Below are 12,109 nucleotides of genomic sequence, written 5' to 3'. Positions count from 1 at the left end.
AAAGCGGAGCACTAGACGAAGGTCTAACCCTTCCTACCCAAGCTTGCGGCACACTGACGCCAGCACCGTCCTCACCCGCCGCCACCGATGACCGACATCCCCGCCGTCTACCCTGTTCCCGATGACTTCGCCGCCCAGGCCGGCATCAAGCGCGCCGACTACGAGCGCGACTACGCCGAATCCGTCAAGGATCCCAACGCGTTCTGGGGCAAGATCGCCGAACGCCTGCAGTGGGAACGCAAGCCCACGCAGATCCGCGACGTCAGCTACGACCTGGCCGACTTCCACATCCGCTGGTACGCCGACGGCGAGCTCAACGTCAGCGTCAACTGCCTCGACCGCCATCTCGACCAGCGTGGCGACAAGACCGCGCTGCTGTGGGAGTCGGACGATCCCAACGCGCCCTCGCAGCACATTACCTACCGCGAACTGCATGCGCGCGTGTGTCGGCTCGGCAACGCGCTGCGCAATCTCGGCGTCCAGAAAGGTGATCGCATCACCATCTATCTGCCGATGATCGTCGACGCCGCGGTCGCCATGCTGGCCTGCGCGCGCATCGGCGCCGTCCACTCGGTCGTGTTCGGCGGGTTCTCGCCGAATTCCATCGCCGATCGCGTCGCCGACTGCCAGTCCAAGCTGATCATCACCGCCGACGAAGGCGTGCGCGGCGGCAAGAAGATTCCGCTGAAGGCCAACGTCGACGCCGCGCTCAAGCTGCCCGGCACCAACTCCGTCGAAACCGTGCTGGTCGTGCGCCACACCGGTGGCGCCGTCGACATGCAGATGCCGCGCGACCGCTGGTTCGATGCCGTGGTCGATCCGCAGCCGGCCGAATGCCCGCCCGAGCGCATGAACGCCGAGGACCCGCTCTTCATCCTCTACACCTCCGGCAGCACCGGCAAGCCGAAGGGCGTGCTGCACACCAGCGGCGGCTATCTCGTCTACGCCAGCTACACGCATGCCAGCGTGTTCGATCTGAAGGAAGACGACATCTACTGGTGCACGGCCGACGTCGGCTGGGTCACCGGCCACAGCTACATCGTCTACGGCCCGCTCGCCAACGGCGCCACCGCGCTGATGTTCGAGGGCGTGCCGAACTATCCGGATGCCTCGCGCTTCTGGCAGGTGATCGACAAGCACCAGGTCACCTTGTTCTACACCGCGCCGACCGCGATCCGCGCGCTGATGCGCGAGGGCGAAGCGCCGGTGAAGAAGACCTCGCGCAAATCGCTGCGCCTGCTCGGCACGGTGGGCGAGCCGATCAATCCCGAAGCCTGGCGCTGGTATTACGACGTGGTCGGCGACGGCCGCTGCCCGATCGTCGACACCTGGTGGCAGACCGAGACCGGCGGGATCCTGATCACGCCGCTGGCGGGCGCGATCGACGCCAAGCCGGGTTCGGCGACCAAGCCGTTCTTTGGCATCCGCCCGGCCATCGTCGATGCCAACGGCAAGCAGCTGGAAGGCGAGGCCGAGGGCAATCTGGTGCTGCTGGATTCGTGGCCGGGGCAGATGCGCACCGTCTACGGCGATCATCAGCGTTTCATCGACACTTATTTCAAGACCTATCCCGGCACCTACTTCACCGGTGACGGCTGCCGGCGCGATGCCGATGGCTATTACTGGATCACCGGGCGCGTGGATGACGTGATCAACGTCAGCGGCCATCGCATCGGCACCGCGGAAGTGGAAAGCGCGCTGGTCTCGCATCCGAAAGTGGCCGAGGCGGCCGTGGTCGGTTTCCCGCACGACATCAAGGGTCAGGGCATCTATGCCTACGTCACGCTGGTGGCGGGCGAGGAAGGCGGCGATGCGCTGGTGAAGGAATTGATCGCGCATGTGCGCAAGGAGATCGGGCCGATTGCCTCGCCCGATCATCTGCAGTGGGCGCCGGGGCTCCCGAAGACGCGGTCGGGGAAGATCATGCGGCGGATCTTGCGGAAGATTGCGGAGAATGCGCCGGATCAGCTTGGTGATACCACGACGTTGGCGGATCCTGCGGTTGTGGATGCGCTGGTCAAGAATCGGCGTGTGCCGAACGAATGATTGTGCTGGTTGAGACGCTAAATTCCTTATGTCGTCATTCCCGCGTAGGCGGGAATCCATGGACGTTGCCTCTGCTCGCCATCCCAATGGAAGTGGGGATCCATTTTGACCTTGCTTGCGAGAGCAAAATCAAAGGCGTTTCGTCCGCTACGCGGCCGAGTTCATTTCTTTTGATAAGCGTCACTGCACGCGCAGGAGCGCGTGCGAACGGCGAAGCCGGCCCCGAAGGGGTGAGCGCCATGGATGGCGCGAATCAAAGAAACGAACCGAAGAAAAACGCTTTTCCCGACGAAGCAGCCCCAGTGTTCCGTTGCTATCGGGATTTTTCGACTCGCCCTCCTGGCTCGGTCGAAAAACGGCGCACATCCCTGTGCCCTCAGACCAATGGTCCTCGACACCTCCGGGTCTCCTGTTGATTGTGTTACGTCGAGATTTTTAGAAGCGAAAAGAAAAACCAAGCATGCCTACTCTTCTCATCGCCGACGATCATCCGCTGTTTCGCGAAGCACTGCGTGGCGCGGTGCAACGCGTGTTGCCGCAGGCGCTCTTGCGCGAAGCCGATGATGCCGAGTCGCTTTATGCGATGGTCGAGGCCGAGCCCGATGCGGATTTGTTGTTGCTCGATCTCAACATGCCGGGCGCACAGGGCTTTAGCGCCCTCGTGCATCTGCGCGCGCTCTATCCCCAACTTCCCATCGTGATGGTTTCCGCGCGCGAGGAGCCTGCGGTGATGCGGCGTGCGCTCGATCATGGCGCGATGGGGTTCATCCCAAAGTCCGCCGATGCGGCCACGCTCGGGGAGGCGATCACCCGCGTGCTCGACGGTGATCGCTGGGCGCCGGCCAGTGCGCAGGCCGCGCCAGCGGCGGGATCGGAAGAGCACGATGCGGCGCAGCGGTTGCGCGATCTCACGCCGCAGCAGTTCCGGGTGCTGCAGATGCTCAGCGCCGGGCTGCTCAACAAGCAGATCGGTTACGAACTCGGGGTATCCGAGGCGACGGTGAAGGCGCACATGACGGCGATCCTGCGCAAGCTCGGTGCTAGCAATCGCACGCAGGCGGTGCTCATCGCGGGGCGGCTGGCGCTCGATCCGAGTTCGGTGGCGCTGCCGCCGGAAGAGGCCGAGTAGCGCGCCTGATCGCTTCTGCTCGTCATTCCCGCGAAGGCGGGAATCCAAGGACGTTCGGCCCGATCATCTTGGTTTTGACGAAAGTCCATGGATTCCCGCCTTCGCGGGAATGACGAGCCAGTGTCGAGAATTTCCGGTCAGAAAGCCGGTTGTCAGGGCGTATCGAGCAAATCGATCAACGCACGCTGCTGTTTGCGCGAGAGCTTGCGCAGCACGCCGAGCAGGCGTGCTTCCACCGGGTCGCCGTATTTGCCGGGCGTGTCGCGCACGGCCAGTTTGCTGTCCTTGAGCACGCCGCGTCCGGTCGCGAGCCATTCGAAGCTGACGTGGTGGTGGATGGCGATCTCGATCATCCGGTCCAATTCGGGCAAGGCCAGGCCGCCGAGCCATTTGCGCGCGGTCTCGCGGCTCACGCCGTAGTACTCGGACAACGCGCCCGTGCGCCGGCGGCCGGCCGCGAAGCCGCTGGCATCCAGGGCGCGGTGCAGCCGGCGGGCGAATTCGGCGTGGGGCGGTTGCGGCATCGGGTCGGGGCGGTTCTGGATGAATGCGCTGCGCCGCGAAATTCCGCCGCTGAAAACACTGCGGAAAACGACCGCGTTGCAAACGCAACCCATTGTTGCGTAAGCCCTAACCGGTAAATGCAACTTCAAGTTGTTGACAATGCCAATTTGTGATGGCAATTTGCGATTCGCATGATCACGGAGAAGCCATGTGAAAAGGATTCCATGTCGTATCGCCTCCACTCCCCGCCCGTCCGTGCCCGCCGACTTCCCCTTGGGCCGGGCGGGTCGGGGTTCTTTGCGCCGAGGGTGGCCGGGATGAACACCGTCTACGCCACGGAAGGACTCGCCCCGGTGATCGCGCTGGCCATCGGATGCCTGTCGGCCTTGTCGACACTGTTCGTGGTCGCGCGCGTGCGCCGCGCGCTGCAGGCGCGCATCCGCATGCGTCTGGCCGCGCGCGAGGACCAGAACGGCCACGCCCTGTTGCTGCTCGCCGATGAGATCGAGGCACACGCCGCCGATCTGGCCGGCATGCGGCAGCCCTCGTCGCGACAGCGTGCCTGGGCGCGGCTGTGCCGCGAGGTGGCCAGCGATCACCTGGCCTGCATCAACGCGCTGTTGCTGGAGTCGACGCAGGGCGACGGCTCGCGGGAGCGCGAGGACAGGCTTCGCCGCGGTAAGGAATACACGGTGCTTTCGTAACCGGTATGGCGGACGGGTGACCGTTCCGCCGTGTCGAAAAGTGCAAGCAGTCAGTCGATCGTTCAACAGGGGCCGGTCATGTTTCGACGTTTTTGTTCTTCTCTCACGCGTGGGCGTGGTATCGCCCTGGGGCTTTTGCTTGCAAGCAGCTTGCTGGCCGGCGATGCGTCGGCGCAATGGATCGTCAAGGATCCGGCCGCCATCATGACGATGGCGCACGAGTACACCGAAACCGCGAAGCGCTGGAAAGCGCAGTGGGAGCACTATCTGCAGGAGCGGATTCCGTTGCAGCGCCTGCAGTTCCCCAACACGTCATTCGTCGACAGCTTCCCCGAGCGCGCGGTGACCTACGGCATGGAGGATTCCTGCCCCGGACGTGGCGGCGTGCTGTCGGAGATCGGCGAAGCGTTCGGGCAGACGCCGCCGGCGATGTCGGGCAACGTCATCGACGAGCAGCGCAAGCTGTGCCAGCGGATCGTCGCCGCGGAAAACCATCGCTACAACGAAACCGTGCGCATGTTGAAGCGGATGATCCGGCATCAGCAGGATTTCCTGGCCGGCGTCGAAGCGCAGCGCGCCGCGGTCGGATCGAGTCAGGGCGCGCTGGCGGCCAACGACAACGAGGTCGAGCGTTTCGCCGCGCGCACCGACATGGAGATCGACTACTGGCGGACGCGCATGCAGGCCTACGAGGCCTATATCGCCTCGCTCGAAAAGGATCGTGCGCGGCTGTCCCGGCGCGCATTGGGCGGAAACCGCGACACGGCCAATCCGATCGTGGGGCAGCTGGTACAGGCGGCGGCGCTGAAGACGGCGTTGTCGCGCTGACGGCACATAGGAAGCGCGGGGTGTACCGCCCCGCTGTCGACAAGGAACGACATGAAGGCAATGACGGGGGTGGAGGGCGTGCTGCAGGCGCTAGGTGATGGGATTGGCCCGCGTGGCGCGACGGGCATCGGCGATTTCGTCTTCTTCCGGCTGATCTACGATTATTTCTCACGCGAGATCGACGAATTCGCACTTGCCCTGATGGAACGCATGATGGCCTGGGCGACCGGCATCGCCCTGGCGATGGTCACGCTCTGGGTGCTCGTGGTCGGTTATCGCATGGTGACCGGACGGATGCGCGAGTCGATGACGGCGACGGTCGAGCATGGCGCGCGCATCGCCTTGATCGTGGGGCTGGCCACGACGATGTCGTTCCTGGGCAGCGATCTGCACACATTCCTGACGCGGGATCTCGGCAAGGAAATCCATGCACTGTTCACGGGCCACGAGAACCGGACGGCCGCGGACAGCATCGACGAGAACCTCGCCTACATGCAGCTGGCACTCGGCGCCATCGACGCGGTGCAGGTGGTGGAGGGCGACGATGAGGCACGCGAGCGCAAGGCGCGGGCGTTGTTGCTGGCCGGGTTCGGCACCGCGAGTCCGCCGATGACGGCGGGCACGATGTTGCTGCTGTATCAGTTCACGCTGGCGATGTTCATTGGCCTCGGCCCGTTGTTCATCCTGTGCCTGATCTTCGAACAGACGAAGGAATTGTTCCGGAAGTGGCTGCTCTACGGCATCGGCACGCTGTTCTCGATGGCGATGCTCAGCGTCGTCACGGCAATGGCGATGAAGTTCGAGGCGAAGGTCGCCATCGCGTTGTGGGTCACGAAGGCGGTGAACGGCATTCTGGGCAATGACGTGGAGGGGCTGTCGGCGCAGGCGATGCAGCAGGGTGGCATCGGGCTGATTCTAACGATGCTGATTCTCACGACTCCACCGATGGCAGCGATGTTCTTCCAAGGCACGATGGGAGGCATCTTGTACGACTCCGCGTTTGGTGGTGGCTCGATGCCAGGCACGCCCGGCACGATGGCGGAACCTCAGCGTCTGCCCGCTATCCCTGTCCACACGAATCAGCCTCAGGCTCCAGTCGAAGCGAGCGTTCTGGGGAGTGGACTTGCGGCTGCATCGTCGGCGCGCCAATCCGACACGATCAAAAGGGCGAGGAGATGATACTGAGGCTTGGAAAAGCGCCGCTGGTCGCCACCATCTTTCTGTTGGCGGGATTGTTGGCGATGCCGCTTGTATCGCAGGCTCAGACGAACTGTCCCCGAGGAATGAAGCCTTATCGTACGGGCAGCGATAACGATGGTTCTGGTGTTGCCGTGTGTGGCCCAATACGAGAACAGGCGCCGGAGCCAGTGCAACCCTATTGGGCCACACGATGGGGCGCGATCGCGACCGATGGGCCGGCTGGCGCATTCGGCGCCGCCGAAGGCATGAGTAGTAAGCGAAAGGCGAAAAAGGCCGCGTTTGCTTCATGCAAGCAAACCGGTGGTCAAAGCTGCAAGGTCGACTTGACGTATTCGAACCAGTGCGCCGTCACCGTGGTCGGAGGGAAGACGCATCTGTCGCAAGGCGCGGCCACGGTCGAGGAAGCCACCGACATCGGCTTGCGGCGATGTCGCGAAGTGGATGACGACTGTCGTGTCTATTACGCTGCGTGCAGTTTGCCGGAACTGATTCGATAGCGGCCGCAATGGCATGAGCGCGTCGGCGCACTCATGCGGATGCCGGCGAGTACCGCAATGGGCAAGCTCGCCGTGAGCCGATGACGATGATCGGCTCGCGGCACGACACTCAGAACACGCTGAGCCCCAGATTCCACGACAGATTGGTGCCGAGCGCGGCGAGATTCATCCGCTTGTGCAGCAGGTAATCCTGGAAGTTGCTCTTGGCATTCAGGATGTGCACTTCGGTTGCGCCCGACGCATTCTTCTTGAATCCGTAGATGTCGGCGCGACCGTCGCCGTTGTAGTCGGCGATCTGGAACACCCAGGCGTTGTCGATTCCGGTCACGCCCTGCGCGGTCGCCACGTGAACCAGGAAGGTGGAGAACGCGTTCGCGCCATTGAGGATGTGCGCTTCGGTGCGGCCGCTGCTGGCCGTCTTGTAGATGCCGTACAGGTCGGCGATGCCATCGGCGTTGTAGTCGCCAAGACCGAACACCCAGCCGTCGTGGTTGCCGGTGACGCCCAGCGGCGTTGCCTTGTGCAGCAGGAACGTCGAGAAGTTGTCGGCGCCGTTGAGGATATGCACTTCGGTCTTGCCGGAACTGGGCGTCTTGGCGATGGCGTACAGGTCGTTCCTGCCGTCGCGGTTGTAGTCGCCGACCAGGAACACCCAGGCGCTGTTGCTGCCGGTCCTGCCGAGCGGCGTTGCCTTGTGCAGCAGGTAGGTGGAGTAGTTCGTCGCGCCGTCGAGGATGTGCACTTCGGTCTTGCCGGAGCCGGCCATCTTGTTGATGCCCCACAGGTCCGGCGTGCCGTCGCGGTTGAAGTCGGCGACCTTGAATTCCCAGGTGTTGTCGACGCCGGTGTTGCCGGTGGCGGTGTTCAAGCTGGCGAGATAGGTCTGGAAGCTGTCATGCCCGTTGAGCACATGCACCTGCGTCCTGCCGGTGTCGGTCTGCTTGCCGATCGCGTAGACCGAATATTCGTTGGTCTGGAACGTATTGGCCTCGCGGACGGCCTGATAGGCGTTGAGGATTCCCGCGCCGCAGCCGATGCCGCAGGCCACGGGCATGGGCCGGGCGGTGTTCTTGAGCAGGCGTTCCATCTGCGCGCTGGTGAGCGGCCTCGTGGCGACGGCCTGCACCAGCGCGATCACGCCGGCGACGTGCGGCGTCGCCATCGAGGTGCCCTGGTAGTAGGCATACGCTTCGGCGCCTTGCGTGGTGGTGCCTTCGTTGAGCGTGGAGGCGATGCCGTCTTCGCCGTCGCCACCGGGCGCGGTGATGTCCACGCGCACGCCGTAGTTGGAATAGCTGGAACGCGCGCCGGTGCGGCCGCTGGCGCCCACGGCGATCACGTTGTTGCAGCTGGCCGGCGCGGAGCGATGCACGCTGACGCCGTCGTTGCCGGCGGCGACGACCACGATCGAGCCGCGCGAGACGGCGCCGTTGATTGCCGATTGCTCGGTGGCGCTGCAAGGTTCGTCCAGGCCGCCGAGGCTGACGTTGATCACTTCGGCGGGATTGGCGTTGGCGGGCACGCCGGAGACGGTGCCGCCGGATGCCCACACGATGGCGTCGGCGATGTCGGAGGTGTAGCCGCCGCATTTGCCGAGCACGCGCGCCGGCACGATCTTGGCCTGGTAGGCGACGCCGGCCACGCCGACGCCGTTATTGGTGACCGCGGCGATGGTGCCGGCGACGTGCGTACCGTGCCAGCTCGAATCGGAAGCCTCGGAGCCCTCGTAGCATTCACCGGCGGTCGCCGTCCAGTCGCCCTCGTCCTTCGGGTTGCTGTCGCGTCCGTTGCCGTCGCGCGAGATCTCGGGGTCGGAGATGAAGTCGTAGCCCGTGAGGACGTTCGCGCCCAGATCGCTGTGCGTGGTGATGCCGGAATCGACGACGGCCACGACCGTGCCGGCGCCCTTCGAGATGTCCCAGGCCGATGGCAATCCGATGCCGCCGGTGGCTTCGGAGTAATGCCACTGCAGGTTGTAGAACTCGTCGTTGGGGACGAAATACGCCCGGCGGCGGCTGTCGACCTCGACGTATTCCACGTCGGGGTTCGCGGCGATCTGATCCATCAGCGCCAGCGCTTCGCTGCGGTTGAGCTTGCGCGAGGCGCGCACGACGTCGGCGCCAATGGCGAGGCGGCGCTGGTGCTGGACCGAAACGGCCAGTCCGGGCGACTTCGCCGAGGCGGCCGAGCGCTTGGACACGCCGGACAGCGTGCGCTGGGCGGCGGCGAGGTTGCGGCGTTCAGTGCTGCCGTCGCGGTACTTCACGATGAAGCGGTCGTAGCTTCCTTTCGCGTGCAGGCCGCCGGTGTTGATCATCGGCTCGGCGGCGATCGCCGCATTGGCGGACAGCAAGGTGATGAGCGCGGCCGACAACAGGCGGCGCGATGGCATGGATGTGACGGACGCCATAATGAACTCCCCAAACACGCGTGAAGAACGTGTGACGGAAATAGCCTAACAGACGCCGGATGCGGGCGGTCGTAAATACGGCATCGTCCTATCCCGCTTTGTCGCGTCAGAATTTTCTGACCCATTGAATCCGACCTGCTGAAACGGTTTCGCGCGGCTTGATCACGAACATTTTCGCTGAATCTTTTTTGATTTCAGTCGGTTGCGGCTTGCCGAAGATGCGGATGACACCGGTGGAATCAGTGCTCCGCGTGCCCGTGCCGCCGCAGGTAGCCAGCGACGAACGGATCGAGTTCCATGTCGCCGAGGTCGGCGTAGTCCAGTTCGCGATAGTCGGCTGTGGACGTGAACGCCGCATCGGCGCGGATGCGTTGCAGTTTATGCAGGCGCAGCACATACGCCGTGTCGCCCGCGCCGCTGCGGAAGTACGCCGGCAGGGCGTCGGTTTCGAGCCAGTCCAGCGCCACCTTGTCGCCCTTGGCATCGTCGCCGCGATGGTGCGCGACGACTTCGTCGAAGGCATGCCCGCTGCCGGTGCGCCGCAGGCGCATAAGCAGCGCGGGATCGATCAGGCCGGTCAGCCGCGTCCACTGCGGCACCCGGTCGAGCGTGCGCAGATCGCCCGGGGCATAGGCGATGCTGCGTCGCTCCTGCGGGAACAGTTCCAGATGCGCGATGCCGTCGGCGGTTTGCCGCCACAGCTGGATCGGCTCGTCCTGGATGCGGTATTCGACACGTTCGGCATCGCGCACCAGCACCAGCGTGCGTTCGCCGCGTGCGTCCCGTACCGTGTATTCGGCCACGAGTGCTTGCGGCGGGTTGGATTCGAGGGCTTTGGCCTCGACGGACGCGTCACCGGCCCGAAGCGGGCCGGCGAGCGCCAGGAGCGACAACACAAGGCCGCGGAGCAAGCCGCTGCCGGTCATTGCTTGGTCGCGTTGCTGCGATTGCGTGCCATGCCGGCGCGCAGATCGTCTTCCAGCAGCGGTCCGAGCAACGGCGCACGCGCGTTGTTGCGCGGGCCGCAGCCGCCGAACAGCTGGCAGAGGAAGCTGCTGACGTCCTTCTGCGATTGTGCCATCACGTGGAAGATCGTGTTCTGCTCGACCACGCCCTGGAACGCATGCGCGCCGGGACCGCGCGCGTAGATGCCGACGTCCTCGGCGGCATGGGTTTCCGACTCCAGCGGCACCGCGGATTCCTGCAGGAAATCCACCTGCGCGGTGTTCACGCCGGTGAGATCCGGTCGCGCGACCGGGCCGCGATAGCCGGGGCCGTTGATGTAGCCGAGCGTGGTGTAGGGTTTGCCATTGCTGTCGAGCGCCAGTTGGCCGTCGGTGATCACCTTGCCGAGGATGTCGTTGCCGCGATCGGGATAACCGGCGACGGTGAAGGTGTGGCTGTGATCGGCGGTGGTGATGATCAGCGTGTCGCGCGGATCGGTCTTGCGCAGCGCGGTTCGCACCGCATCGGACAGCGCGATGGTGTCGGTGAGCGCGCGGCTGGCGTTACCCGCGTGATGGGCGTGATCGATGCGGCCGCCTTCCACCATGAGGAAGTAGCCCTTGTGGTTGTTGGCTTCCAGCACGTCGATGGCCTTGGCCGTCATCTCCGCCAGGCTCGGCTCCTTGCCGGCGTCCTTGGCGCGATCGGCTTCATATTCCATGTGCGAGCGTTCGAACAGGCCGAGCAGATGCCGCGTGCTGCGCGGATTGATCGCGTCGAACTGCGCCTTGTTCCAGACATAAGCGGCGCCGCGGCGCCCGGTCCATTCCTGCGGCAGGTTGCGGCCATCCTTGCGGCGGCCCTTGCTGCCGGCGTCTTCCGGGTCGGCGACGGTGTTGGGCAGGAAGTAGCTACGGCCGCCGCCGAGGGCGACTTCCAGGCCGTCGCCGTAGGGGAATTCGATCAGCTGACGGGCGATGTCCTTGCAGCCGTTGGTCTTGGCTTCGTCGGTGAGTTCGGCGTCGCTTTCCCAATCGCGGTTGGGCGTGTGCGCGTAAGTCGCGGCCGGCGTGGCGTGGGTGATGCGCGCCGTGCTGACGATGCCGGTGGCCAGGCCGAGCGCTTCCGACAGTTCCAACATCGTCGCCACGTTCTGGCCACGCGCCGAAGCGCAATTGTTGTATTGCGCGCGCTGGGTGACGCTGAGCACGCCCTGATTGGTCTTGATGCCGGTGACCATCGCGGTCATGGTCGGCGCGGAGTCGGGCGTTTGGCCGTCGACGGAATAGGTCTTCGACAGGCTGACGTAGGGCAGGCGTTCGAACGACAACGCGTTCTCTTCACCGTTGGCGCCCTTGAGCTGGCCTTCGCGGATGCGCGCGGCGGCGATGGTGGACAAGCCCATGCCATCGCCGACGAACAGGATCACGTTCTTGGCCTTGAACGGGCTAGGACGCTGCGCGGCACCGTCGCGGGCGGCTTGCGCGCCTTCGTCGTACCAGCGTTGCGGGGTTTCCTTGCGGACAGTGGTTTTTTGCGGGCCTGCGGCCAGCAGGGGTGTGGCGATGAGTGCGGTGGTGAGGGCGCAGCACAGGGCTGTGCCAGCGGGGGACTGGAAAAGGCGCATGAACAGGGCTCCGGGGGATCGGCGGGCGTACTTTGGGGGGTGTACGTTGCGTGAAAATGACGAGGGGCAGGTTTTTGTCGTTGCTTTTGCTCGTCGTCCCAGCGGAGGCTGGGATCCATTTGGCTTTTGCCTCTGCTTTTGCTGTTGTGGAGAGCAAAGGCGTTTCGTCCGCTTCGCGGCCGAGTTCATTTCTTTTGATAAGCGTCAAAAGAAACGAAC

At 64.6% G+C, this 12,109-nt stretch carries 11 protein-coding genes; 7 read left to right on the top strand and 4 right to left on the bottom strand.

Annotated features, from left to right (window positions below; translation table 11 throughout):
• Positions 1–87 precede the first annotated feature (87 nt).
• Both acs and LG367_RS00050 read left to right on the top strand, forming a co-directional pair.
• Positions 88–2,046 carry an acetate--CoA ligase gene (gene acs, locus LG367_RS00055; RefSeq protein WP_226467176.1) on the top strand — a complete coding sequence of 653 codons (1,959 nt, stop codon included), beginning with the start codon at positions 88–90 and terminating at the stop codon, positions 2,044–2,046.
• A gap of 460 nt (positions 2,047–2,506) precedes the next feature.
• Positions 2,507–3,175: a response regulator transcription factor gene (locus tag LG367_RS00050; protein ID WP_226467175.1), complete on the top strand. Its 669-nt coding sequence runs from the start codon at positions 2,507–2,509 to the stop codon at positions 3,173–3,175.
• Positions 3,176–3,327: 152 nt separating this feature from the next.
• Here LG367_RS00050 and LG367_RS00045 read toward each other — a convergent pair whose 3' ends face one another.
• The gene (locus LG367_RS00045) at positions 3,328–3,699 is read right to left on the bottom strand and encodes a helix-turn-helix domain-containing protein (protein ID WP_226467174.1); all 372 of its coding nucleotides are present in this window, start codon (positions 3,697–3,699) and stop codon (positions 3,328–3,330) included.
• A gap of 297 nt (positions 3,700–3,996) precedes the next feature.
• Here LG367_RS00045 and LG367_RS00040 point away from each other — a divergent pair, with 297 nt between their 5' ends.
• From LG367_RS00040 to LG367_RS00025, 4 genes are all read left to right on the top strand, one after another.
• Positions 3,997–4,383: a hypothetical protein gene (locus tag LG367_RS00040; protein WP_226467173.1), complete on the top strand. Its 387-nt coding sequence runs from the start codon at positions 3,997–3,999 to the stop codon at positions 4,381–4,383.
• A gap of 78 nt (positions 4,384–4,461) precedes the next feature.
• Positions 4,462–5,211: a hypothetical protein gene (locus tag LG367_RS00035; RefSeq protein WP_226467172.1), complete on the top strand. Its 750-nt coding sequence runs from the start codon at positions 4,462–4,464 to the stop codon at positions 5,209–5,211.
• Between the two features lie 51 nt (positions 5,212–5,262).
• A complete protein-coding gene (locus LG367_RS00030; RefSeq protein WP_226467171.1) occupies positions 5,263–6,390 on the top strand; it encodes a TrbL/VirB6 family protein in 1,128 nt (375 codons plus the stop codon).
• A complete protein-coding gene (locus LG367_RS00025; protein ID WP_226467170.1) occupies positions 6,387–6,908 on the top strand; it encodes a DUF4189 domain-containing protein in 522 nt (173 codons plus the stop codon). Before LG367_RS00030 ends, LG367_RS00025 begins: the two co-directional genes overlap by 4 nt.
• A 109-nt stretch (positions 6,909–7,017) precedes the next feature.
• Here the strand turns inward: LG367_RS00025 and LG367_RS00020 are convergent, their stop codons facing one another.
• The 3 genes from LG367_RS00020 to LG367_RS00010 form a co-directional block, all read right to left on the bottom strand.
• On the bottom strand, positions 7,018–9,318 hold the full coding sequence (locus LG367_RS00020) for a S8 family serine peptidase (protein ID WP_226467169.1): 2,301 nt from the start codon (positions 9,316–9,318) through the stop codon (positions 7,018–7,020).
• Between the two features lie 239 nt (positions 9,319–9,557).
• A complete protein-coding gene (locus LG367_RS00015) occupies positions 9,558–10,244 on the bottom strand; it encodes a hypothetical protein (RefSeq protein WP_226467168.1) in 687 nt (228 codons plus the stop codon).
• Positions 10,241–11,890 carry an alkaline phosphatase family protein gene (locus LG367_RS00010; RefSeq protein WP_226467167.1) on the bottom strand — a complete coding sequence of 550 codons (1,650 nt, stop codon included), beginning with the start codon at positions 11,888–11,890 and terminating at the stop codon, positions 10,241–10,243. The genes LG367_RS00015 and LG367_RS00010 overlap by 4 nt, the downstream gene beginning before the upstream one ends.
• On the opposite strand from LG367_RS00010, the gene LG367_RS00005 reads away from it, so the two are divergent.
• On the top strand, positions 11,889–12,109 hold a 221-nt coding region (locus LG367_RS00005; RefSeq protein WP_226467166.1), incomplete at its 3' end, for a hypothetical protein. The genes LG367_RS00010 and LG367_RS00005 overlap by 2 nt on opposite strands.

This window comes from Luteimonas panaciterrae, assembly GCF_020511115.1.
GTDB classification, from domain to species: domain Bacteria; phylum Pseudomonadota; class Gammaproteobacteria; order Xanthomonadales; family Xanthomonadaceae; genus Luteimonas; species Luteimonas panaciterrae.
Note: the sequence above shows the minus strand (reverse complement) of the source record. Positions and strands in the feature narration are given on the sequence as shown.

Coding starts and splice junctions, on each gene's coding strand:
- acs (WP_226467176.1), top strand. CDS start 88: ATGACCGACATCCCCGCCGTCTACCCTGTTCCCGATGACTTCGCCGCC.
- LG367_RS00050 (WP_226467175.1), top strand. CDS start 2,507: ATGCCTACTCTTCTCATCGCCGACGATCATCCGCTGTTTCGCGAAGCA.
- LG367_RS00045 (WP_226467174.1), bottom strand. CDS start 3,699: ATGCCGCAACCGCCCCACGCCGAATTCGCCCGCCGGCTGCACCGCGCC.
- LG367_RS00040 (WP_226467173.1), top strand. CDS start 3,997: ATGAACACCGTCTACGCCACGGAAGGACTCGCCCCGGTGATCGCGCTG.
- LG367_RS00035 (WP_226467172.1), top strand. CDS start 4,462: ATGTTTCGACGTTTTTGTTCTTCTCTCACGCGTGGGCGTGGTATCGCC.
- LG367_RS00030 (WP_226467171.1), top strand. CDS start 5,263: ATGAAGGCAATGACGGGGGTGGAGGGCGTGCTGCAGGCGCTAGGTGAT.
- LG367_RS00025 (WP_226467170.1), top strand. CDS start 6,387: ATGATACTGAGGCTTGGAAAAGCGCCGCTGGTCGCCACCATCTTTCTG.
- LG367_RS00020 (WP_226467169.1), bottom strand. CDS start 9,318: ATGGCGTCCGTCACATCCATGCCATCGCGCCGCCTGTTGTCGGCCGCG.
- LG367_RS00015 (WP_226467168.1), bottom strand. CDS start 10,244: ATGACCGGCAGCGGCTTGCTCCGCGGCCTTGTGTTGTCGCTCCTGGCG.
- LG367_RS00010 (WP_226467167.1), bottom strand. CDS start 11,890: ATGCGCCTTTTCCAGTCCCCCGCTGGCACAGCCCTGTGCTGCGCCCTC.